The sequence below is a fragment of the Bacillus sp. NPDC077411 genome, assembly GCF_044543425.1.
Lineage (GTDB): Bacteria > Bacillota > Bacilli > Bacillales > Bacillaceae_G > Bacillus_A > Bacillus_A bruguierae.
The window spans coordinates 94,435-117,935 of the sequence record NZ_JBITWA010000008.1 but is presented as its reverse complement, the minus strand read 5'-3'; the positions used below and the strand labels follow the sequence as shown (position 1 = coordinate 117,935).

The window sequence follows — 23,501 nt, the reverse complement described above, 5'->3', positions numbered from 1 at the left end:
GGTTTTCCAACGATTCACAAAATCATTTTTTTAGTGTTCCCAACCAAACTTCCCCAACATTAACCTTATAAAGAACGTCATCTCCATCACTGAGCTTAATCTTCTGGATTTTATAAGCCTTATTTATTATTTCATTTACTTCATCTTTTGTTCTAAACCCTGTTACTATATCTTCTTTTAGTTCCTTATCCCAATACATTTCGGTATCAATGTGAGCTTCCCAACCAAACAAAGCTAATTTATCCTTTAATGATTCATATTTATGAAACGGAAATTTCTTTGTGGTAAAGTTTTTGTCAAAGGTATCATTGTAAGTATTTATACAATCTTTGTAAGAAACGACAATTTGAGAACTTATAAAGTCTGGTTCATATAATCAAATTTTCAGGTAAAAGTTTTCATTTTCCATTGTCATTTTTTCATACCAGTTTAGATATACATCTATCATTTCATTTAATAGTAAACGATTATACCAATTAGGAGGATTTCTACGGACTAAAGAATAAAAGGGATGAATCCACAACTTTGCATAATCTCTTTGATGCTCACGAATGTAATTCATATCTATGTCGATTACATTTTGCTTCCATCTTTCTATCTTTCTCTTATGTCGTTTCCAACCTCGAATTTTCTTCTTTTCAGAGTGATAAAACTCTTTCATTTACACACATCCCTTAACAATTCCATATATGTCCCTCCATAAACCTAGCATACATAGAATTATTTTTGAGCCTTCCATGCAACCCTTATTCCTCATGAATTAATTTCTATTCGCCTCTTTTTTAATTTTTCGACATATCAGTCACTGCTATGCAGAATACAACATGACCCGTACTCGCTTTATCCTTTTGTTTTAAACTTTGCATGTGGCAGGAAAAAGGCCCTGACCGCTACTATACATAGCCAGTCCCCCTCGACCACTTAAAACATGCTTTTCTATCGTTTTTTCATAGAGTGACTGAGTAGTTATCAAAGATTTTCTATTCAGTGTCTTCTAATATTCTATCATCTAGTTCTTCTCTCGCTCTCTCTATTTCTCTACACGTTTCAATTAAATTGCTCAACATTTCAAGGGAGATCTGTCTATCTTCCTCAAGAATTCTTACTTCTGCACCCAATGCGTTCAATTTAACAACAACATTTTTAAGTTTAATCAATTCTTCTGTATCATAATAACTAAACTGTAAAACTGGAGTTTCATCTTCTATATTTCTTTTTAGCTCACGAATTGATTTATGACTAAATTTTCTTAAAGAAGTAATATACTTAACAATATTCTTATCTGGTCTAACTATTAAGGACATATAATCCACTTTAAAACCCTCCTTAAAAATGGAAAACATCTAGTACCAGCTCTTCTGATAAACTATTCCTCGTGCCATCCGTACAAATCATTAAGCGTAGCAGGAAAAATTCCTAGAAATACAAAATGTTACACTTAATAATTTATTTGCTGAGGAATTTAAAGTTTGTAATCAAACGGGAAACGAACTTATAAAATTTATTAAAAAAAGGAAAGAGTTATTCACCCTTCAACCACTTATCTCTAAACAATTTCTTATCTTCAAGTAAGTTGTTCTTAGCTAGTTCATAACACACTAACCAAAAATCTTTTTGCCACTTTGTACAATCTTCCTCGTAATCCATAAGCCTCTGAATCATACAATATGAATCAGAAGGCTCAATTTGAATCAGGTCATTTTTAAAAAATAAAGCTATAAGGCCATGTTCAATAGATAGCAAGCAACCTTCATCATGAAATGAAATTGCAAAGTAAGCATAATTATCCTTCGTATAGTTAGGTAAAATCTCAAATGTAGGAGTTCCTAAATAAGGATGAATTTCTTCCATACTATTAAAAGTAATGGGAGAATGATCATGATCATTTTCATTATATATCTCGTAACTCATGAAGCCTTTCACTTGCAATTCAAATAGACCCTTTAGTATATTTTCATAAACAATATCAAAGTTTTCCTTTAAATAACATATCGTATTATAAGCTTCTTTTGTTAAAGGTTGATTACTTTCTAAATACCCCCCTACCTCAATTTTGTTTTGTCCAAAAAACGAAATTGAACAATTTACGTTTATAGATCCATCCCAACAGTCATATTTTTTAGAAAAGCAAAAATCATCCACTTTATCTACCACCATTTACACCTACCTAATTAAATTTTGTTATTCATGTAACCGTCAATTAAATGTGAACACATTTCTGGAAATTTGTTCACAACTAAGATCGCTTGACATGGAGCCTCTGCGTACAAGATGTTCTTGTAAAAGCCGCATCATATAAGGAAATTTGCAAGGCTATCTAACCTATCATTCACGCCTCTCCATGTAAAGAGGGTGCTTCGAACTGCAAAAAAGTCTTCATCCTTATCAAACAGCAAAGTATCCAATCTTATTTAGCGTTTACACACGAACGTACTAGAAGACCTTCATTTAGAATAATCATATATTATAAGCTCAACTTCAACTTCGTATATCCCAAATTTCTTATCACTATAATAAATACTTCTGTCTATCTTATCCATTTTAGATATTTGTAAAAGTAAATCATTGTCTATTATCTTAAAACACCGCTTTAATGGTATTGTAGGCTCTTCTTCAAAACAACCTAGTAGAAAATCTTTTATCGTTTCTTGCTTCTTTGTTTCACATCTTACTCCGATATACATCATTTCAAATTGATCGTCAGGGGCTAAAAATGTATCAATTACTATGAATTCTTCTGTTTCTTCGTTTTTCAAAATATATACTTTACCAGTTCCATAATCACTTGGAGAAAATTCTCCTCCAAAAAAAAGCTTATCTTCTATGAACTCTTCTGTAATTGCAACATTTATTTCCTTAGCCATTTGAATTAAAACTTCATCTTCGATATTACTTCTCTCATAATAAAGAAGGTATTCCGTAAACATCTTCTCCATCCTCCATTTCAGATCTAATTGTGATATTATTCATCATAATCAAGAGTAATTTTAACATTTATAGGAATTCATTTTAATTTTTTGACATATAAGATTGCAGTTATGCAGAAGAGCCTGCACTTGCTTTCTCCCTTTGTTTTAAACCTTGCATGTGGCAGGAAAGGACACTGACCGCTTCTATGCATGGCTAGATGCTCTCGACCACCGAAAAAGAATGGTTTTATGTCGGTTTTTTAAATTTGGATTTATATAGATATCCATTTATAACTTGTGAAATTACCTCTCTACAAAACTAATCTGCTGAGCCCATTATCTACACAATGCCCAGAATCCTAGTATTACTCTTAATTCACTGTTAAACTATTCACTTGCAAGTGCTTTTTCTATAATTTGCTCGGCTGTTAAATCTTCATCTGAATAGAAAATATAATTGTTTCTTAACTGACTCCTATTCTAAAATCTCATTACTTCATCGACACGTCTACTACTGAAGCTAATATTTTGAATGGATTACCTCAATTCAGAAGGACATCATAAACAATACAAAAAAGTCTTGTACATAGACTCAAAATAACCTCATCTTAAGTACTATTCATAAATAAACGTAAAGTAACTTCAAAATATACAATATAAGTTGATTTTGGAGTTATTTTTTGTTTACGTTTCAGATAAAATGATAAAATTAAACAAAAACCTCGTATAAAGGTGGGGAAAAAGATGCACATTTCTAAACAATTCATTAAACCGTTTCCTGCATATGAAGAAGTGTTTTATGATAATTTGGAGCAGCATAAAAAACACTTTTTACCCATTTGTTCCATAAACTTACAATTCGTTGAACCAGAATGGGACGAATGGCTACATATTGTGTCAGCAAAGGAAATTCACGAGGGGTGTGTTGGTGATTTTACCCAACCATTTCACACGAATTTTACGAAAGAAGATACGTTAGGCTTTGATGTCGTTGACGGAAAGTATAAATTTGAAGCAGATTGGAATTACTTTGAAATTGAACAGAGCCCTTCCGATATTGTAGAGAAAGCCTATGTGCGTAATGAAAAAGACTATCAAATCCGTAAAAAATTTTTCCAACGTAATCAGAAAATTTATCCTTATTCTAGCTTTGGAAAAGAATTTACATCCGTAGAATCATTAGAGCAAGAGTTTGTCGAAAAGCAAACAAGTGGCTGGGGATTAGATTATCCCGAGGTAGGTGGAATTCTGGATGATATACGTTTTATGACAGAAGAAGGGCAAGAATTATTGGAAGATTGTGTTAGCGAAGATGAAATTTTTGACTATACCAATCTACTGTATGTACCAAAAGATGAAGATGGCCATCCATTTACATATGTTGGATTTACTACAGGCTATTATTTTCAAGCTTATGGTGCGGATCGTATATACCTATTTTTCAGTAAAGAATTAAGAAAAACAGTAATTTGTTTTGAGTATACATAAGGTACAAGAAGCAGGAGAGACGGGGAAGGGCTGTCGGCAAGCGTTTGATAGTTAAGTAAGCAATATACACGGTTCTAGCACGACACATTTAAAATTCTTTAATTGAAAAGATAAAGCATCGTGACTTTATTTTAAATCCATAAAGAAATTCGTATATAATGAAATTAAAATGAAAGGAGGTAAATTATGAAAAGAACAAAAATGACATATAGCATAATGTTTAGTTTATTACTATTAACATCATGTGATATATCGAATAAAGAAATTGAACAAAAAGCACAAAATTATACAAAATCAGAGTATGGTATTTCTGTGAAACTAAATCAAGTTGAAACACATGGGAACGGAGAGATTTTACTTGGTCCAGAAATGCGAACAGCTTATGTGCAGCAAGTAGATGAACCATATTTGCAATTTCAACTATCTTTCGATGGACAAATCTCTCCAAAAGTAAATAATGATAACTATAAAATTAAAAAAGAAGCGTATGATTTACAAGAAAAATTTAATACATATTATGAAAAAAAAGGGAATAATACTATATTTACGTTCGATCAAATGCAGACGGGGGATACTGTTTTCGATAAGAAGGCTGAGAAAGAAATAGCAAAGAAACATTCGAAGCATTATGTTACGGCAGTTTTTAGAAGTAATATCTTTTTAGATGTCAACAATCCTGCACATATGGAAAAATTAGCAGAAGTTGCAAGAAGTATTCAGGAATTTAATAAAACAATTGAAAATAATAAGATTAGTGTGGATGATATAACGATTCAGCTGCCAAATGCTAATAAGAATTTATTACAAAATATTGTAGTAGATTATATAGTAACGGCTGAAGAAGCAAAAAAGGCCCTTGAGAAAAAGAGTGATTATATGAAAGCTTTACAGCTTACAAAGTGAAAAAGGAAATCATTTCGATTTCCTTTTTTATATTCTATTCATGCACCAGAAGATCATTAACTTCTTTAACCAGCCATGAGCGCGGATGAATTGCTATAGCCGATAATTAGTTTGACTGTATATGGCTATTTATGAGTAGTAATGATTCTAAAAGTAATGAAATTTGACGCTTACATTCATAAGTTATATTCTTGCTCATGTGTCTTATTTTATCGTGTCACGATGTGGGGGATATAAACAATAGTCCATAATAGTAAAACAATATCAATCTCTCTTACTTATTCTTTTTTGCCCATCTTCATCTTTAAATATTCAGCAATTTCTGTTTGTCCTCTTTCAATAGCAAATTCATAAGCTCCCATATCTTTCATAGTATCCCCTGTATACTTAACAGTAATATCAATACCATTCTGAACAAGATATTTTACAATATCAAGGTGCCCACCATAAATCGCTGAGAATAGAGGATTTCTATTTGGATCACTAACATCTAATATTGCACCATTATCAAATAAGTACTCTACAATACTAATTTCGCCTTCACTAGCTGCATGTGCAATAGGCGCTGACTGTGGTACACCTTCATTTATATTAATATCCATACCAGATTCAACTAGAAATTTTATCATATCCAGTTTACCGGCTCTAGCCGCAACATGTAGCCACGTTCCAAAAGGTGTTACAAAATCAAGCAAACTTTTATCAGTAATAATTATCTCTTTCGCTTGTTCTATATTACCATCCTCAATTAACTCATAGATTTTTATTGCTTTTTCCTTATTATCCATAGAATCCCCCTACAATATCTTTATTTCATTGATGCTACTTCCTCACCTAGTAGCTTAAGCATTTCAACCATTTTTTCACGAGTTCCACCAAAACTATCTACTTCTTTCAACTTATCAACAATATGTTGAAGACGTTCTATACCGTGTTGTCCTGTAATTCTATTTGGTGCCCAAATAAGATTTTCTTTACCAATTATCGGTTCTATTCCATACCTTCTTAATATTTCTTAACCTTCTCAAACCAGTTCTTGTTACTTCTGACCAAGACCTTTTTTATTTTTTAAATAGAATATGATGTGTATGTAGCCATAGCAGCAGGTGGGTCACCTATTAGTACTCTAAAATACTTACAAAAATCAATTTTAATTAATGCTTCATTATATTCTTTAATAATGCCTAAATCAGACAGCTCATCTACACTAAAAGTATTGTTTTGAATAACATTTTTAAGCTTATTCATGTTATCCAAAGCATAAATTTCCCGAAAAAAACACTTGATGCCCAAAAGACAATCAAGTGCTGTATAGTTAACTATATAAATTAATTGTAACTACTCAACCATACATTTCATTTAGAAGTTTGGTAAAGAGTATAATTCCAGCGAAAATACGCTTACCTATAATTGCTGCCATGAAGATAAAAATGGACCTACGCCTTGCTGCCTTTCTTTGTTTTAAAACTTTGCGCGTGGCAGGAAAAGGCCCTGACCGCTACTATACATAGCCAGTTCCTCTTGACCACTTAAAAAAATGCTTTTCTATCGGTTTTTCATAGAGTGACTGAGTAGTTACTTTAAATCAATGGTAAGCTATCCCTTTTTATATAATTATAGGTTTCGATACTATCTTTTAATGAGTAGTTTTCCAATAGATATTTTTTTATACTATTTAAACTTTCAATCTTAAAATAACCAAATTCAATCGCATTTTCACCTAATATTCTTAACGTTTCATCATCAATTAATTCAACCACTTGAGGAACGAATTTTCTTTTTTCCTTTTTATATGCTTGGTAAATTGTATAAGAAACAGCATCTAACACTGAATACCATGCATACTGTTTTTGTACATCTTTTTCTTCGTTTGTAAACTCAGCTACATCTATATAATCTTCACTATCTATGTAATTACACAAATCATCAGCATCGATTTTTTCACCTTCAAGCCATTTCCAGCAACTATCTAATGCTTCTCTACCAAGATTATATCCATTATCATTTCTATCTATTAATTTAAACATTTTTTCGGCAATTGCTAAACCTACTGCAACTTTTGCATCTTCATTAACCTTTTTTATGAAATCTATCATTAATTATCATTCCTATTTTGGACATTCTGTAAAGGAATATTCTTTTTTGTTTATAATAATCAAAAATCAGCTGCAATATGCTATGTTGAATTTGTTCCAATTATCCATTAATGAGCTGTATGCCACATATTGCCCTGTCTACAGATGCTATTATATCCCAACATTCACCCTATCTATGTCCAATACGTCCGAGATTCCTTCCTCACTCATTCTTTTAAGTAGATAGTCATGCCCCTTTTCCAATGCAAGATTTCTTTCTTCTTCATAAATAGGAACAAGTGTATAAATGTTTATATTTCCTTGTTTAGTATAGACGTTGTCCAGCTCAGGTTCTTGGGAACGACATACCATTATGCATGATAACTTTGTATTTGATGCAAATGGCTGTGGAGGTTCTCCATTTGGAAGAATAACCCCTTCTTCCAGCCACCCATCATACATATGTGGAATATGAGCTACTTTCCTTAGCCAACTAAGAGGCCAGTAATGATCTTGATCTTTCATACTGTCTTTCTCAATTATCCAACTTGAAGGCAATTTCAGGACCAACTCTGCATATTTAAACACACCTTCTTCGTTTGAATAGTCCATAGGCTCATCACTCATACCGGTAGTTACGAGCGTTACGAAATCTTTATTCACTGATGAAGGAATTATGTGAATATTGACCGATACTCTACTACCAGGGACAATTTCACTTATGGTATTTTTGATAGGCCCAAAGTGTTTAGTGACATATTCTAAAATCATATGATGATGATTTTGATTATTATCGTTTGTTTCAGTTGAAGTAGTAGAACACCCTTTTTGATTTTCTAACAACTTAACGATTTCTCCTTGCCCTTGTTCCTTTGCAAAAGCTAATGCATCCATCGCCTTCATCGACTCACCAGTATATTTAACATTAACATCTATACCGCTTTCGATTAAAAGTTTTGCAATATCGGGATACCCATTACTAATTGCCCCAAACAACGGGTTTCTTATTGGATCACTTATATCCAGATCAGCCCCACAAGCCAATAAATACTTTACTACATTAATATGCCCTTCGGAAGCGGCCTCATTTAATGCTCCACCTTCATATGTTCCACCTAATGTATTTATGTCTATACCAAGTTCTATCAATTTTTTCACTATATCTAATTCCCCTCTAGAAGCTGCGACATGAAGCCACGTTCCAAAGGGGGTTATCATATTTAAAACTTGAACATTAGAGTCAATTAATTCAACGACTTTTTCAAGATTACCACTTTTTATAGCCGAACGAATCTCTTTTGAAGTTTGTATTTTATCCATATTCTAGTTTCTCCTCCTTTGTGCAATATCACCGAGATCTCTAAGTTCCTCCACTATATCATCCATTATCCCTAACCTTTCTAAGTCTATCAACAACATTCCTAAGCGCTTCAATATAGGTTTCAAAAAACTTATTTTATTTCAAATAAGTAAAATTCCCCTAAATCCGGATATCATTTTACATAATTGTGTATGCTTCTTCTTTGAAACTTACACGGTTTAATTCACACTCTCATTGAATGTTTTTTACAATTTTCACTTTGGTTTTGCATTTTTCATGCTATGCAATCCAAAACCACCTGTATACGCTGTGTTAACTTTTCTTTCTCATTATCAGATAGCTGTTCACCTTGAATATTGTCTAATGTAAACTCCTTCAATTCGTTTATAAAACTCATGTCTTTTATTTGTGGTATCAAATTATATCGCAATACATTTTCGGCTAAAGTTGTATACACTATCATTTTTTCACTTACTGTATTTTTGCAGTCACGCTCAAAACGCTTGCATACTTTAGCAATTACCTCATTTTCATCTGTACCCTTAGAATTGATTCCATCAAAAAATTTATTAACTTCGTCTGTTAATTCTTCATAGTACCAACATACCCTCGGATAATAGTCTGACGGCTTTTCTTCTAATTGTTTAAGTACCTGCTCCTTTCGCAAGAGGAAATCATTGTATTGTTCCTGTGTAAGTTTATGCTCCTGTTCTATTAACATAAAGTTTATATTTGATATCGTTTCAATCATATAATTTTTAAATGTATTGAAAATCTTAGAATGCGAAACTAGAATTTCTGCAAATATTACACTGATAATTAATTTATCTGTCTCGCTTTTTTTCATTAACATATCATACTCATTAAATGTTCGTGCAACTGCCTCCGTTCTGCTCATTTTTTCATCTTCTACATATTCACTATACGTCTCATATATATATTCTAAATACTCTTCACAACTATAAGTCATTTATAAAACCTCCGAACTTTACTATGTTGAAGTTTTAAGTGGAATAGGTGTATCACCATTATGAAGTACTTCAACTTTAATAATAGGATAGTCTTTTTGAAATTGCTGAATGATTTTATTACAACTACCGCATGTATCCTTTTCGGTGAACAATCTAATAGTTCCTGTCGCATCTTTATTGCCATCTAATCTATCCGCTACGTCATTTCATATTTTATACTCTGCATCTTCACCCCTAAGGTAATAAGATTTAGTTTAGTAATGGTATTGAAATCATTCGACACTGGGTAGTTCCGCTTAAAAAGAAAAAGCGATGAAACGACTTAGTTTGTCAATTCCATCACTTCATTTTTACTTTATACGTTCTGATTCGCTTTTGTTATACATAAATTTTATTACCATATATGCGTATCTCTATAGCAAATACTATTACATAAAAAGTCGCTTTTTCTATTCTTTTTCATCCATCTTTCGTTTTAAATATTCAGCAATTTCTATTTGTCCTCTTTCAACGGCGAATGCATAAGCATCCATATCTCTCATGTTGTCACCAGAGTATTTTATAGATATATCTATATTATTCTCAACTAACAATTTAACAATCTCAAAATGACCACCATATATTGCAGCAAACAGAGGATTTCTATCTGGTTCACTAGTATCAATCTCGATATTATAATTAATGAGATATTCTGCAATATCTAAATGTCCTTTTGTAGCCGCTCTTTCAAGGGCATTTGTAGAAAAAGTTCCACCCTGTGCATGAATATCTATCCCAACACTAATGAGATATTCTACTATTTTTAAATGCCCATGAGCTGTTGCTACATGTAACCATGTACCAAAGGGTGTCATCCATGTTAACATTTCTGGGTCTTTCTCTAGCAAACTTCTTAACGTATCCAGTTGGCCACCTTTTATGGCATCTCTAATGTCTTTCGCAATTTGAGTCTTATCCATTTTAGTTTCCCCTTTAATTTTTACCTTCCAGAAGCAGCTTATTTTCAAAGGTCTTCTAGTATTTCAACAATATCAATCTCTCTTACTTATTCTTTTTCGCCCATCTTCATCTTTAAATATTCAGCAATTTCTGTTTGCCCAAATTCTCTAGCATATTCATAAGCATTCATATTCTTACTATTTTCTCCAGTGTATCTAATTGAAATATCTATTCCTTTTTCAACTAGAAACTCAACTACTTCTTTATGTCCACCATAAATCGCTCCAAATAATGGATTTCTTTTTGCTAAGGTTACATCTAATTCTGCGCCGGCCTCTATTAAATACTTTACTATCTTCAAATGCCCCGCTCCTGCGGCCAATCTTAACGGAGAAGCATCAAATATATCACCTTTTGTATTCACATCGATTCCTTTATGGATCAGATATTCTACTATTCCAAAATGTCCTTTCTTTGCTGCAACATGTAACCACGTACCAAATGGTGTCATTGAATGTAAAGATTCTGGATTATTGCCTATTAAACGCTTTACTTCATTACTATCACCAAGCTTAATAGCATTTCTTATAGTCTTATTTAGACTTTTTTCATCCATAACATTACCTCCTGTATTTCTACTATCTTGTACTAGCTATGCCTCCTAAATCTTTAAGAGCTTCAACAGCCCTTAACCAATTAACTACTTCCTCTAAAGAATCAAGACTATGTTGTCCTATTACGGCATTTGGTGCCAAAACAAGATTTTCTTTCCTAATTTATTGGATCTATCCCATACCACCTATTTTCAAAGGATCTCCACCAGTTATTTGGTCAGGATTATGAAGTGCAACTTGTGTTTCAGTCCATTCTTTTGCTTCTGTTTCTGCTATATCAAATGACTTTCCTTCAGCCATTAATTCAGCAATCTTATCTGCTAATGCTTCAAGGTTAGTTATTATTTTAATCACTAATACATCATATGCTAATTTACTTTTTATTTACGCTACTACTAGATTTACTTTAATAACATACACTAATTAATTTTTAGTAATTTCTTCATAATAATTTTGCAACCATCCTATATCATCTTGTAAATATTCACACTCAAATTCATCCAAACATTCATTTATATCAATACTTTTGTATAAATCTAAAATTATTTTTATATTACTTAAATCATCTTCATCAATAGTTCCTTTATTTGTACTTAGTAGCCCTATTATAGTTGAAATTACAACAATTGATTCTATCCCATTATTTTGTATTTCTTCATAAAAATCATCATAACATCTTCCAGCAGATTGTTCTGGCGTATATTTATCAATATTTAAATATATATAATAGTTCCTTGTAATCTCATATTTAATTTAAAAAAAGCTTTTCCCCATTTTTAATACCTCCATTTGTTATGTTTTCTTTTAACACAATATTTTAAAGTAAGATATCTTGAAATCCTATTTCAGTAATTACTTGAAAAATTAATAATAGCCCCACTAAATTCTATACTAAAACACAAAAAAGCACTCATCGTCTATTGTAGACAATCAAGTACTTTAAGTTTGTAAGTTTATGGTTTGTTCTCAGTAACAATAATTCGTAAATTTAAAATTGCTTCTCATCTACGTATCGTTCTTATTTTTATAAGTAAATATCATTATATAACTCCATAATTATCTAAACATCATGAGTTCTTTATTCTACACACCTATTTTCTTATATCACTAGTTACGGTAATTATAAGGTAAAAAGATTCATTCACTACTCGGTAACCCCAAAAATAAATAAGTACTTTTTACTTAATCTCATCATCATTAAAAATGACTTCAAATTCCTCATCAGTATACTCTCTATTACTTGATAGATGATAATGATGAGGGATCCCGTTATGGTCTAGAACATGATCTACAACGCCTTCCTCATCAGAAATAACAAAAGTAATTTCATCATCACCTTCATATGTCTTGGGTGTTATATCTGCCAAAACGAGCCACGCACATCCTTTTATTCTATAAAATTCACTATAAAATCTTACGGACCTTTCTATATCATCATGTATGATCCCATGTAAGTTATGCTTTTTCTGATATCGCTTAGCAATTTGAATAGCTTGACTTGCAGTTAAGTTTGTTTCCTTTTCTTCCATCACTATTTCTCATATCCTTTCCAATTAGGTAATGGCCATTGTCTATTTCTAATGAAGAAAATATATCTTTGTGCTTCATATATCTCTTCGGCAATACATTTTTCCTTATTCTTCATAATTTCATTATAAACGTACCTTTCTCTTGCTGATCTTGATTATTTCAAATAATTTTCTTGTCCAAGTTCTTTAAATTGCTTAGCGTGGTAGGATTCATGAATGGAACTTAAAAGTAATTCGTCAGGTCTCAAAACCATTTGTCCAGTATAGATATCAAAGCCTCCCGCAACATTTCTAGTGAGAATTTTTCTCTTTTTGTCAAAAAAACTTTAATACCAATTTCATTCATGCCTTTCTTAAATTCCCTTAATCCATTATCTGTTAGACTAGTTTGACCACTAACAGGCATCTCTTCCCATTCTTTAAAATCAAGATTATCCGTATCCTATGTTATAAAGTGAAACTTCCGTCAGTGGGGGTTTTTTTCATCCCCCACTGATGGTTAGTTGAACCAATCGGGCTTTTACGGGCAGTTATCCCCCACCTATCTTATTAGATTCTCTCAATTTTGAGATGGGGGTCTTATTGACCGTTAATGCGGGATAAAGTTAAAAAAGAAGCTGTTTTTCGCTTGAAAATCACGAAAAACAGCTTCTCAATGATTGGAGAATAAGACACTTTTATTTTACTTTATATTTCCCTTTAATTTTTTGTAAATATTCTTGCACTTCTTCAGCCTTGTCATCGTGTTTTTCAACATAAAAATCGCAAACTACCTGCAAATAATTACACAACTCACCAAAGGTAATAATATCATACCAATTTTCATCGACTCCATAATAGAATAATATCCTATCTTCCCCAAAGTAGCCCGTATCATTTTTGTCAAACTCATCTGAGTAAACAACACCAATAGTATCCCTTCTTATTACATCTTCATTAAAGAAGCCATCTAAAACTTTTATAAAATCAAAGTCTAAAGCGAATTTCGCTAGGACAGTAATAACAAAACTTTTAGTTAGACCATTCTTTTTAAATCTATCAATTAATAATTGATAATCTTCTTGAAAATTTCCCATAAAGTTATTCACCCCATTCTAATACAGGCTAATAATTATCTATTTCACCTGTTTCAACATTTCTAATACCTTCTCCATTACTTGCAGTGCCTCGAATTGTCTCTATATTTTGACCTACTAATGCTCTAATTCGATTATGTTTAATACCATCTCCCAGTTCAGATCATATAGACAAAAGCTTCATCAAATAACGTTATAAAGTGGAGATGTTTCTTTACCAGTGATCGAAAACCTCGTAAAATTGCATAATAACAATATTTATTCTATTTATAAAACTATGCACTAAGTTATTAATTAATCTTCAGAATCCTCATTATTCATAATATATTCGATATCTTCATCCGTAAATTCATTTCCTTTAAATACTGGATGTCCGTTTGGATCGAGCATCCCCATCACTTTTTTATCTTTATCAGACACAATCAATGTGTAGTCCTCCATAAGAAAAGGGGTCTCTGGTAAATCTACCAATACTCTCCATGCTGGTCTAACATCATTATTATCTCTATTTTCTTTATCAATTTTGAATGTATAAGCTTCATCAAAGAAAAGTTGGTGGATGTCTTCATTAACCACTCCATCTAAGTTATTTTTCTTATGATATTGTTTCGCAATTGCTATTGCTTCCTCAGGTTTTAATACCACACCTACAGTGATTTCATTTATTTTCCTATAATGCCTAGGGAAATCTTCTCTCTTCAACTTAATATAATCTTGAAATTCTTCATTAGACAATTGTTTAAACTCTTGATCAGACATGTTTTTATACTTATCTAAAGTCATAAAAAATCCCCTCCATAATAAACAGTACAGTAACTTTCTTTCAACTGTCTACTATAAGGGGATAATACCCAAATACAGAAATCATCTTCTTGATGTTGCATAACTTTTTTCAAAATGTCCTTTACAAAGGTACAAACTATTCTTTATTTAAACTTTTTATAAAGATTACTAAGCGAAAGCGCGGTAGAAATCTGTGTCTATTATCTTGACGTAGTATCATAATTATCAGCATTAGGATCATAGTCCAGTATTACGTTATTAAGTTTATGATTGACATTATTTATTCTGGTCACAAGATCCTCAACCTCTTCAGATAACAATTCCTTCTCTAATTCCTTCCTATCAATGCTTCCTAGCTCTTTTTTTATGGCATCAACCACACCCACAAAAACTTTTGGATGTGTCACTATTATCTCTCCAATGACTAAGTGTACTAATAAACTTTCTATTTTACCCTCATTGCAAACGGTTTCGAATTCATAAAATGTTCTTGCAGTAGCATATTTATATCCTCTATCTTCATTTAACATATTGTCATACATTTCTTTAACAGCCTCAATTAATTCATTATATTCCCAATCTTCCATTTATATCCCTCCTATAGACTATGGTTTTAATCTGTTTCCGTTATTATGGATAAACCTCTAATTCTATATTTTTGGCAAATTCCGCTATTACCCTACTACAACTATCGCAAGTATCTAATTCTGTAAATAACTTTATTTTACCTTTTGCCTCAGTATTATTTCCAAGTCTGTTAGTTATATCATTTAGAATTTTATACTAAGTATCAAAGTCTCTTATCTCCTTCATAACTTTTTAAATTATTTTACTTATGCCTCAACTCACTCAAATTCATCTAAACTATCCAGAGTTTCATCACTTATGTCAGAAGGTTCAAATTCCTCCCAATTGTTTAATTGAAACGATACTCCATCTACATTTACAAAGCCACTTCTCTTATAGAAATAACCACCGCGTTCATAAAGTTTTATTACTGGCTCAAATAAATCTTTGTTTTCAATAGCGATTTGATTTCCCTCATCTATAAGTGCATTTAGTTCAAGGAAACTTGTAACTATTGCCTTTTGATAACTATTCTTCACTTCATTAATTAATTCAATTCCTTCTATATTTACTTGTGGTGATGTGATTGAATTAGAAATACTTATAAAGGGGTAAATACATTTACCTGGATATGTCCGGAAAAATATCGCAGTTCTTCTTAAATACTCTTTGCACAATTGGACATTCGATTTCCTTTCTATTTCCCCAATACGACTCCAATCGATTGCTGAAATTCGCTTAATTGCTCGGCTTAAATCCCCCAATTTTTTCACCCCTTACGTGTTTTTCATAATATATTTGATATCTTCATCCGTAAATTCATTTCCTTTAAATACTGGATGTCCATTTGGATCAAGCATCCCCATCACTTTTTTATCTTTATCAGACACAATCAATGTATAGTCCTCCATAAGAAAAGGATTTTCCGGTAAATCTACTAATACTCTCCATGCCGGTCTTACATCGTCATTATTTCTATTTTCTTTATCAATTTTGAATGTATAAGCCTCGTAAAATCGTAAATTTATAATATAATAATTAATTGTTCTGTCCAGTTCATGTTCTTGATGATATTTTTTAGCAATTTCTATAACTTCTTCTGGCTTCAATATTACATTAATCGTAATTTCCTCTAATTTACGATAATGTCTTGGAAAATCTCTGTCAACAGACTCTAATAAAGCGTCTAGTTCTTCTTTAGTCCTATTGTGATAATGTTTTTTTCCTCATTTTTTCTCCTCCTCAATCACTTATATTTCATTCGCAATCTGTTTATATATTCTCTTGAATGTTGTAATGTTTCAGTGTTATAAAGATTCTTAATATACTTTCCTAGGTTTAAAAAAGCCTATTCCTTAAGGTCTTATAGGAATAAGCTTCTCAGTGTTTCTTATGTTTAATCGTTATTTTCTATACTTTTAACTTCTATCATTTTTTGTTCAATCCAATTCATAACCATCTCTGCCTCTTCTCGAGCAATCACCCGACGTTTGCATTTGTATTTATAATTTTCATAAGCCCATACTAATATAATTTTTACAAATTCAATTGTCTCTAATTTACAGATAGGTTCAATTTCATCTTCTTCATCATAAAAAGGGTCTTCAATTATTGTAATGTCTCTATAAGATATAACGCTAGATGCATTTCCTCCATGTCGATATTCGGGTAGATGTCCTCTTAATAATTCAATATAATTATCTACATCATTTTTTAATTCATTAAATCTCCAAGATATATCAGAACCAAATGGATCGCTTATCATATATGCAAATTCCAAAGAGTTTTCTTGACTAAAGTCCAATACTACTTCATTATAATTTTCTTTAAAATCTAGTAAATATCTATACTTTACCATACTATGTATCCCCATTCCATTTTCTAGTATAACGGATAAGCTGAAACAATCTTATTATTCTTAATTACCATTTCAATTACCATCCCTGCATCTGTACTTCCCCTAAATTTATTATTCTTAAAGACCTCTTTATTGTTAAATGCTTCATTAATTACATCAATAACCTATTGAGGAGCCCATTCCTAAAAAAAAAATGTAGACTTGGATTTTTTTGGTACTTCACTAACTTCAATATTTGCATGATACGCATCAAACTCATTAGGTGGATCAATATTTCCTACAATTTTACCATTACTATTATGCATTCCTTCATAATGAAAACCATTAGCATTTCCATTTTAAGAATTTCACCATCAAAAATGTGATTTAATGCATTTTCTTTGGTCCCTTGCTTAAAGTTTTCTGTATTTTTTAGATTCTCAAGCCCCTGAATCTTATCATTCATAAACTTACTACTCTACTCTCTGTATGGCGTTTATTAACCCACTCAGTAACCTTTCCTGGGACCGCCTTGCTTCCATGCTACTACATCGTCTCCAACTATTTCAGGATCCTTGTTGAAGAAGGCAAGTGTATTCTCCATACCTTGAGCCATTTTTCCGCCAAACTAATATATTTTTTCATTTCTGGATTTCCCCGTTTTTAATCCAGCCAATTTGAAATAATCTAATTATTATTTTACCTACTTGAATGTTTTATCGAAACTATTTTTATACTACAACAAAAGGGGCTGTTCCATAAGCAAGTGAAACCGACTTTTGGAACAACCCTTTTATTTTGAATACCTATTAATCATGTAATTTTTTTAGTTCGTGTTTTACTGATTGTATTTTAAGCCCCTACTAATTGTATCGTAAACTATAATACTGAGATCTAATTTATTTAGGACATTTACCCAGAAAATATGCACAAAATTTTATTCATCGGTAGACATTGCTATAAGCGTAATTTTCTTTCTCTAAAACACTAGCTTTTATTCTGTGCTTTAATTATTTCCATACCCTTCATAAAATTCTTAATAGAATCCTCATTCTTCATTAATCCGCTTAAGTATAACAATGTATCAAATTCTTCAGGGTCTGCATCATAATATATCATTCCCGGATCAATAAAAGGTTCATAAACTATATTACATATATTTTGTCCCCCCATTTGTACACTAAAACATCTTTCCAATTTGGAAATATAACTATTTGTACAAATTAGATCGTCTACAGATGTTTCAAATGATTGTCCATTGTAGAAAAAAAATAGTTTGTTATCTTTAACATAAATACCAACTACCTGTCCATCTTCGCTAAATCCTCCCACGCCTTGTCTAACTAACTGTACTTTATTTTTTTCAACTATTGAATATCCACTAGGTTCTAATATAATATATGTGTCAATCTTAGGGTAATTATTCAGTATTATCATAAGCTCTCCCTCCTAATGCACTAATCCTAATAGTGTATTTATCACATCATCTTTTTGCATTGATTTTTCAATTATAATTTTCCATATTTGTTCATCTGATTTATAAATTTCTTTATCAATGTATGAATCTTTTATCTTATTAAACATACTTTCAGCTGTTGGCCCTATTGGATTACCGTGCTTTTTAATATTTCTTTCCTCTAAACCAGCTCTCTCCACAACAGTCATATTTCCCCTTACTGCAATTTTTTGCTGTAATGATTTTTATAGTTTTCAAGAAAAAAGCACTTCTAGATTTATCCAGAAGTGCTTTTACTATTATTTAATATTATATTTTTCTTTGATTTTCATCAACAAATCTTCAATAATCTCTTTCTTTTCAGGATTTTTTCCTATATAAAATTCACATGTAGCACTTAAATATTGGTACAATTGATTATAATTCACAATATCGTAGTCATCATCACCATCGCCAGAATAAAATAAAACTTTATTTTGTCCAAAATACTCCTCATCATCTTGTTCATATTCACCTGAATAAATTACTCCATTATATTCCCAACGCTCTCCCTCTTTACTTTTAAAACCTTCTAAGTGTTGTAGAAAGTTACGTCCATTTACATATATATTCAAAACATCAATAACTGCCTCTTTATTCAAATTTCTCTGTTTCATTATCTCAATAAATTCTTCATATACGTTCATATTAATCCACCCAGCCTAATACTAGATAAGCATTCTCTATCTCTCTAGTTTCTGAATTTATAATACCTTCAAATTTTAAGTTTTTTCCATCTAGCCCAGTTGTAAAGATAAAGAAAGTCAATAGCCACTATGTTCTCCTAATGCCGCCATTGACTTCCTTTATTAAGCATGTACCTTTGTCAGTGTCCAAGTAACTCACAAAATAGGCACATTTCTCAACTTATTTTTCTATTTCTAGTATCAAGCCTTCCAAATTCAAAACATCTTTATTATTTTGACTAATGTTCATGCGAAAAGTTTTAAATAAATTTGCAAGAACATGAACGATCACCGTAACACATGGCGTTATTACAATCGTACATGGCTAAAATAGCACATTCTAGATAGCTATACAATCTTGATATTAACTTATAAGGAAACCTTGACCGGAGTCAAGGCTGAAGACGTACAATCTTAGAGCTATCTATAATACTTGATACACCTTTCTTGAAAAGGGATTCTATCATCGAGCAGCACTTCTTCTTGCAGCAATTTTGTTATATTCTCTATTTTTCCAATGAATAGCGCGAAGAAGTCACCCGAATTTGGATATGCAAATAGTCCATACCCCTTTGGCGACAGTATTTTGTTGGCCTCCTTAATCTTTTCAGGTAAAAATTCATAATGAAATACCTCTAGTTTCTCGAGTTCTTCTTGTGTTGCTAATTCAATTTGGTGGGCAAATTCGTAATCAAGAATAAAATTGACAATTTCTTGGTATTGCTCACCTTTATAGTCAACGTATAAAAACTGTTTCGTCGTCAATCCATATTTTAATAGGTCTTCATGTAAGTCATAACTTCCTTGCTCTTTCAAAAACGTTTCCAAATCCTTGCTATCAGGAAATATAATCTGTGCTATCCCTTTATCCGGCATATTAGCTTCCTCCCTTTTATTGAAATAATTCTCCATGCTTGTTAAGAATATATTCTGGGTAGTTTTTACGATAAAATTGATCGACCATCTGAAGCACGGGATCCCACTCAGGGTATGGCTCACGTTCTCTAAATACCATTTTCGCTTCTGGAGTATTTATCAGAAAATTATCGAATTTAGTAGGTACTGGCAACCCTAGTTGTTTCCTTACATGGATTAAGAATAAGATTTCAAAAGGATAAAATCCGTATCTGAAATCACCAAATTCACCGAACTGTCCGATTTCAGAAGCTAATGCAGAATGATACTGTGACATTATTGAAATTAGATGTTCTATTTCTTCTAAATCCCCAGTCGACCAACGTCCCAGCACTTCATCATAAATGTTCAGGTCTTCAGGGATTAAATCGCATCGTAGTTCAGCTTCCTTCAACTTATTTATTACGGCTAGGTGCAATTTTTCATTCGTTCCCATGATAGTTTTATTTTTATACTGCAAGTACAGCTCTAGCAAAAACCAAATATGTCTATCCTCTTCATTGGCATCTATTAAATGTCCACCGAAGTGATGAGCCATAAAATCATATAATATATTTTCTTCTTTCTCCCATCCATACATTGCAAAATGAACTAATGTGAAGACGACTTCGCTAAACGAATATTCCAAGAACATCCCTGGATACCTGCTTGTATAGAGATCCTGTCCCATACACTGGTAAAATAAGACCTTCTGCACGTTCTTTAATCCTTCTGCATTGTTTCCACCGCTGATCAATACATCGTTTTTCCATAGTGACAAGTAATATGAGGAAATGTTGTTTAGATCTATTAATAGTATGTGATCTTTCTCTGTTTCATCTTTCTCAACGATTTCCTCAATCTCTCTTCTACTAACATTATATTCATCTTTAACATCTTCAAATTTGATTCCATCCACAAAATTTTTGCTATATCTTCTAAAAGCCATTTCTAACTTTTTTTGGTTTATCATTGCATGCTCCCTATGAATTAATCTATTTTCTTATTCCAGTCTTTTACCTGTAACTCATCAACACCGAATCCAATATCAGTGATCTTGATATCTGTTTCACCTCTATTGAACTACCCCCACCTACCGTTGCGCGCTTGAGGTAGGGGTCTTCTCGCCAGATATGATAAAATCGAATTGTAGACCAGGACTCTCCTCCATCAGGTGGATCCATATTAAACACCTATTTATGGGTTATTTTACCACATTTTTGATTAGAACGGTGAATGTTCCCCCTTAATCCCATCATCCATAATCTTACCTCTCTCTAGATGATACTTATTGATAGTAACCCTTTCTTTGATTCGCTATCATTGTACCGCCTCTAGCTAGTTCAAAACCTTTGAATGCAGCTGCTATATTCCAGATTTTTATCTTTAAGCCGATCTGTTTTACATAAACTAGCTATCATCTTTCTTATATGAATCTTTTATTTAAAATACAGGTTAAACAAGTAATTTTCTTCTAAAACAAAAAAGGGCTATTTCATAAGCAAGTGAAACCGACTTATGGAACAGTCCTTTTATTTTAACTATCTATTAATCATGCAATTTGTTTAAAAACTCAGTGAGGTTACTTGCCACGTAAAATACATTCTCTCTTGCTACTTCCTCTGCTTCTTCTGCTGTAATCCCTTCACTTTCCATTAGTGCTTCTTTTTCCCACGCATCTTCATGTTCCCAAAAGACAACAATTGGATCTTCTTCATGGTTTTTATAATCAAAGCAAATTAAATTTCCTGCTGGATCAAAAGCAAACGGAATTAATTCTTTAGGTAATGTATCGCTGTAGTCATTATATACATCAACTATATACTCGTCACTATTTTCATCAAAAGACAACAAAGTTCCAAATACTCTTTCACGATTATTCACATTAAATAATTCTGGTTCAACATTAGCACCATTATTTATAGCTACACACTTTATATAATCCTTTGGAAATTTGACACCTATGTCATTACCAGTTTTTTTTACAAAATCTTCACTTACAGCTTCATCTGCAAATTGCCACTCTACTTTACTCACCTAATATCATCTCCCCATAATTTATTTCCACCAAGGCAACTAACTTTACCATGTATATTTTCTATTACTAACTGCATTTTTCCAGGTATTTAATGATGGTGCCATGTTAGTCCTTTAATTTTACCAAAGCCTCTATCAATAAGTGCTAGTTGCTCTTCACTAAAAGCACTTTTATGTACTTCTCCTTTTTCAATAGCTTTCTTTAGTATATTTGTACACAATTCAAATTGTTTTTGATCTTTCATGACATAAAACTCTTTTTCTAGCCTTAATGTAAACCTAACATCATCCCCTTTAATATTGGGAATCCTAAAATATCAAACAGACAAACAATAATATCAATGGTATTGCCGATGAAATTAATATTATTGAGGGTTTGCAGAATTTCTTTACAAGCAACGAATCGAATGAGACATGGGAAAAGCTATCCATGAAGTTCGTAAAAAACAAAGAAGCCATTAACTTAAACGAAAATGATGAATAACTCTTATCATGAAATAACACGATAAAAAAAGCCAACAGACCACTACGTTCTCCTAGCGTCGCTATTGACCTCTTTTATTGAGCATGTATTTTTGCCAGTGCCTGAGGAAATCACAAAATAACATCAATTTCCTTTTACAATTTGACCAATATCTTTCTCATCTTCACTTATCAAATCATAAAATCCTACATGAACACCTTCTTTATACAACCAACATAAGTCTGTTCCATAGGGAGCATCAAAAAGTTCTAACATAATTGCGGCTATTTCTAATATAGAGCCTGCTCCTAAAACTTGAAAGTTACTAGAATCATTTACATATTCTTCATCATCTTCTGAAGAGTAAATAGTCCATCCATTTAATTGAGGAACTTCTGATTTTTCTCTAAATGTATAACGTATTGGTTTTCCGGATACAACATTCTTAGAAACAATAAAGCCTCCATAGTCAGAATTATTTACTTTCATATTCACACTCCTCAATAATAGTTAATAAATCATTTCTCCAAGAATACTCTTTAGCATTATACACACCCTCGGCCATTTTTCCGCCAAGCTGATACATTTTTTCATTTCTGGATTTTCCCACTTTTAGGATTGCTAGTCTCATGCGATCAAGCCAATATTTTTTCCGTCTCGCAATGATTGTACTAAATTTGAATGGAAAATAATTTCTCTATCTCATCCTTTTACTAATAATTCTAGGTTTGTTGTTATTTTAATCCCTTTTACAATTTTTTCTCTACTATTATATAGCTATTACCATCTATTAAAATAATAATAAAGATTCAACACCTAGTGCACTTATAAAACTATAATGCACCTTTTTTTCTATACTAAAACGCCCAAAAGCACTTATCGTCTTTTGTAGACGATAAAAGTTTTCTATCCAC

At 31.8% G+C, this 23,501-nt stretch carries 32 protein-coding genes and 3 pseudogenes; 2 read left to right on the top strand and 33 right to left on the bottom strand.

Features of this window, described 5'->3' with window-relative positions; all coding sequences use genetic code 11:
- Positions 1–22: 22 nt before the first annotated feature.
- From ACIGHG_RS12935 to ACIGHG_RS12915, 5 genes are all read right to left on the bottom strand, one after another.
- Positions 23–232, bottom strand: a complete 210-nt coding sequence (locus tag ACIGHG_RS12935) for a hypothetical protein (protein ID WP_336474296.1) — start codon at positions 230–232, stop codon at positions 23–25.
- Between the two features lie 144 nt (positions 233–376).
- Positions 377–661 (bottom strand): hypothetical protein, encoded by a 285-nt coding sequence (locus ACIGHG_RS12930; RefSeq protein ID WP_336474297.1) that lies wholly within the window; start codon positions 659–661, stop codon positions 377–379.
- 319 nt (positions 662–980) lie between these two features.
- Complete coding sequence (locus tag ACIGHG_RS12925) at positions 981–1,313, bottom strand: hypothetical protein (RefSeq protein WP_336474298.1); 333 nt, start codon at positions 1,311–1,313, stop codon at positions 981–983.
- 208 nt (positions 1,314–1,521) lie between these two features.
- Positions 1,522–2,157, bottom strand: coding sequence for a hypothetical protein (locus ACIGHG_RS12920; RefSeq protein WP_396548791.1), 636 nt, complete (start codon positions 2,155–2,157; stop codon positions 1,522–1,524).
- A 287-nt stretch (positions 2,158–2,444) separates the two neighbouring features.
- Positions 2,445–2,927 (bottom strand): hypothetical protein, encoded by a 483-nt coding sequence (locus ACIGHG_RS12915; protein ID WP_396548789.1) that lies wholly within the window; start codon positions 2,925–2,927, stop codon positions 2,445–2,447.
- Between the two features lie 726 nt (positions 2,928–3,653).
- Between ACIGHG_RS12915 and ACIGHG_RS12910 the strand changes: the two genes are divergently transcribed.
- Together ACIGHG_RS12910 and ACIGHG_RS12905 are read left to right on the top strand one after the other, a co-directional pair.
- A complete protein-coding gene (locus ACIGHG_RS12910; RefSeq protein ID WP_336474301.1) occupies positions 3,654–4,397 on the top strand; it encodes a siderophore biosynthesis protein in 744 nt (247 codons plus the stop codon).
- A gap of 186 nt (positions 4,398–4,583) precedes the next feature.
- Positions 4,584–5,300 (top strand): hypothetical protein, encoded by a 717-nt coding sequence (locus tag ACIGHG_RS12905; RefSeq protein WP_336474302.1) that lies wholly within the window; start codon positions 4,584–4,586, stop codon positions 5,298–5,300.
- A gap of 278 nt (positions 5,301–5,578) precedes the next feature.
- Here the strand turns inward: ACIGHG_RS12905 and ACIGHG_RS12900 are convergent, their stop codons facing one another.
- From ACIGHG_RS12900 to ACIGHG_RS12760, 28 genes and pseudogenes are all read right to left on the bottom strand, one after another.
- Positions 5,579–6,088 (bottom strand): ankyrin repeat domain-containing protein, encoded by a 510-nt coding sequence (locus ACIGHG_RS12900; RefSeq protein ID WP_396548787.1) that lies wholly within the window; start codon positions 6,086–6,088, stop codon positions 5,579–5,581.
- A gap of 280 nt (positions 6,089–6,368) precedes the next feature.
- On the bottom strand, positions 6,369–6,548 hold the full coding sequence (locus ACIGHG_RS12895) for a hypothetical protein (protein WP_396548785.1): 180 nt from the start codon (positions 6,546–6,548) through the stop codon (positions 6,369–6,371).
- Between the two features lie 332 nt (positions 6,549–6,880).
- Entirely contained in the window at positions 6,881–7,393 is a 513-nt protein-coding gene (locus ACIGHG_RS12890; protein ID WP_396548880.1) for an Imm6 family immunity protein, read from the bottom strand.
- Between the two features lie 153 nt (positions 7,394–7,546).
- Entirely contained in the window at positions 7,547–8,695 is a 1,149-nt protein-coding gene (locus ACIGHG_RS12885; protein ID WP_396548783.1) for a suppressor of fused domain protein, read from the bottom strand.
- Between the two features lie 275 nt (positions 8,696–8,970).
- Positions 8,971–9,666, bottom strand: a complete 696-nt coding sequence (locus tag ACIGHG_RS12880) for an Imm3 family immunity protein (protein ID WP_396548781.1) — start codon at positions 9,664–9,666, stop codon at positions 8,971–8,973.
- 21 nt (positions 9,667–9,687) lie between these two features.
- A pseudogene (locus ACIGHG_RS12875) lies at positions 9,688–9,861 on the bottom strand (deaminase domain-containing protein); the annotation flags it as partial.
- A 255-nt stretch (positions 9,862–10,116) separates the two neighbouring features.
- Complete coding sequence (locus tag ACIGHG_RS12870; protein ID WP_396548779.1) at positions 10,117–10,626, bottom strand: ankyrin repeat domain-containing protein; 510 nt, start codon at positions 10,624–10,626, stop codon at positions 10,117–10,119.
- 86 nt (positions 10,627–10,712) lie between these two features.
- Positions 10,713–11,222, bottom strand: coding sequence for an ankyrin repeat domain-containing protein (locus ACIGHG_RS12865; protein WP_396548777.1), 510 nt, complete (start codon positions 11,220–11,222; stop codon positions 10,713–10,715).
- A 169-nt stretch (positions 11,223–11,391) separates the two neighbouring features.
- The gene (locus tag ACIGHG_RS12860; RefSeq protein ID WP_396548775.1) at positions 11,392–11,574 is read right to left on the bottom strand and encodes a polymorphic toxin type 15 domain-containing protein; all 183 of its coding nucleotides are present in this window, start codon (positions 11,572–11,574) and stop codon (positions 11,392–11,394) included.
- An 824-nt stretch (positions 11,575–12,398) separates the two neighbouring features.
- Positions 12,399–12,749 carry a hypothetical protein gene (locus ACIGHG_RS12855; RefSeq protein WP_336474308.1) on the bottom strand — a complete coding sequence of 117 codons (351 nt, stop codon included), beginning with the start codon at positions 12,747–12,749 and terminating at the stop codon, positions 12,399–12,401.
- A 2-nt stretch (positions 12,750–12,751) separates the two neighbouring features.
- Positions 12,752–13,057: pseudogene (locus tag ACIGHG_RS12850) on the bottom strand (zincin-like metallopeptidase toxin domain-containing protein); the annotation flags it as partial.
- A 369-nt stretch (positions 13,058–13,426) separates the two neighbouring features.
- Positions 13,427–13,825, bottom strand: a complete 399-nt coding sequence (gene cdiI, locus ACIGHG_RS12845) for a ribonuclease toxin immunity protein CdiI (RefSeq protein WP_396548773.1) — start codon at positions 13,823–13,825, stop codon at positions 13,427–13,429.
- Between the two features lie 294 nt (positions 13,826–14,119).
- Positions 14,120–14,608 (bottom strand): hypothetical protein, encoded by a 489-nt coding sequence (locus ACIGHG_RS12840; protein ID WP_396548771.1) that lies wholly within the window; start codon positions 14,606–14,608, stop codon positions 14,120–14,122.
- Positions 14,609–14,808: 200 nt separating this feature from the next.
- A complete protein-coding gene (locus ACIGHG_RS12835; RefSeq protein ID WP_396548769.1) occupies positions 14,809–15,195 on the bottom strand; it encodes an Imm3 family immunity protein in 387 nt (128 codons plus the stop codon).
- Between the two features lie 43 nt (positions 15,196–15,238).
- The gene (locus tag ACIGHG_RS12830) at positions 15,239–15,331 is read right to left on the bottom strand and encodes a deaminase domain-containing protein (RefSeq protein WP_396548878.1); all 93 of its coding nucleotides are present in this window, start codon (positions 15,329–15,331) and stop codon (positions 15,239–15,241) included.
- A 122-nt stretch (positions 15,332–15,453) separates the two neighbouring features.
- Positions 15,454–15,948, bottom strand: a complete 495-nt coding sequence (locus tag ACIGHG_RS12825) for a hypothetical protein (RefSeq protein WP_396548767.1) — start codon at positions 15,946–15,948, stop codon at positions 15,454–15,456.
- Between the two features lie 3 nt (positions 15,949–15,951).
- Positions 15,952–16,395 (bottom strand): annotated as a pseudogene (locus ACIGHG_RS12820) (hypothetical protein); the annotation flags it as partial.
- Between the two features lie 176 nt (positions 16,396–16,571).
- On the bottom strand, positions 16,572–17,033 hold the full coding sequence (locus ACIGHG_RS12815; protein WP_396548765.1) for a hypothetical protein: 462 nt from the start codon (positions 17,031–17,033) through the stop codon (positions 16,572–16,574).
- A gap of 277 nt (positions 17,034–17,310) precedes the next feature.
- Positions 17,311–17,478: a hypothetical protein gene (locus tag ACIGHG_RS12805; protein ID WP_396548763.1), complete on the bottom strand. Its 168-nt coding sequence runs from the start codon at positions 17,476–17,478 to the stop codon at positions 17,311–17,313.
- Between the two features lie 521 nt (positions 17,479–17,999).
- The gene (locus ACIGHG_RS12800; RefSeq protein WP_396548761.1) at positions 18,000–18,449 is read right to left on the bottom strand and encodes a hypothetical protein; all 450 of its coding nucleotides are present in this window, start codon (positions 18,447–18,449) and stop codon (positions 18,000–18,002) included.
- A 12-nt stretch (positions 18,450–18,461) separates the two neighbouring features.
- Positions 18,462–18,677: a hypothetical protein gene (locus ACIGHG_RS12795; protein ID WP_396548759.1), complete on the bottom strand. Its 216-nt coding sequence runs from the start codon at positions 18,675–18,677 to the stop codon at positions 18,462–18,464.
- A gap of 90 nt (positions 18,678–18,767) precedes the next feature.
- Positions 18,768–19,154: a ribonuclease toxin immunity protein CdiI gene (gene cdiI / locus ACIGHG_RS12790; protein WP_396548757.1), complete on the bottom strand. Its 387-nt coding sequence runs from the start codon at positions 19,152–19,154 to the stop codon at positions 18,768–18,770.
- Positions 19,155–19,613: 459 nt separating this feature from the next.
- The gene (locus tag ACIGHG_RS12785) at positions 19,614–20,069 is read right to left on the bottom strand and encodes a hypothetical protein (protein WP_396548755.1); all 456 of its coding nucleotides are present in this window, start codon (positions 20,067–20,069) and stop codon (positions 19,614–19,616) included.
- Positions 20,070–20,085: 16 nt separating this feature from the next.
- Positions 20,086–21,060 carry a hypothetical protein gene (locus ACIGHG_RS12780; RefSeq protein WP_396548753.1) on the bottom strand — a complete coding sequence of 325 codons (975 nt, stop codon included), beginning with the start codon at positions 21,058–21,060 and terminating at the stop codon, positions 20,086–20,088.
- Positions 21,061–21,635: 575 nt separating this feature from the next.
- Complete coding sequence (locus ACIGHG_RS12775) at positions 21,636–22,124, bottom strand: SMI1/KNR4 family protein (protein ID WP_396548751.1); 489 nt, start codon at positions 22,122–22,124, stop codon at positions 21,636–21,638.
- An 89-nt stretch (positions 22,125–22,213) separates the two neighbouring features.
- Positions 22,214–22,369: an HNH endonuclease gene (locus ACIGHG_RS12770; RefSeq protein ID WP_396548749.1), complete on the bottom strand. Its 156-nt coding sequence runs from the start codon at positions 22,367–22,369 to the stop codon at positions 22,214–22,216.
- A 362-nt stretch (positions 22,370–22,731) separates the two neighbouring features.
- The gene (locus ACIGHG_RS12765; RefSeq protein ID WP_396548747.1) at positions 22,732–23,076 is read right to left on the bottom strand and encodes a DUF2185 domain-containing protein; all 345 of its coding nucleotides are present in this window, start codon (positions 23,074–23,076) and stop codon (positions 22,732–22,734) included.
- Positions 23,063–23,218 (bottom strand): hypothetical protein, encoded by a 156-nt coding sequence (locus ACIGHG_RS12760; RefSeq protein ID WP_396548745.1) that lies wholly within the window; start codon positions 23,216–23,218, stop codon positions 23,063–23,065. The genes ACIGHG_RS12765 and ACIGHG_RS12760 overlap by 14 nt, the downstream gene beginning before the upstream one ends.
- Between the last annotated feature and the right edge of the window lie 283 nt (positions 23,219–23,501).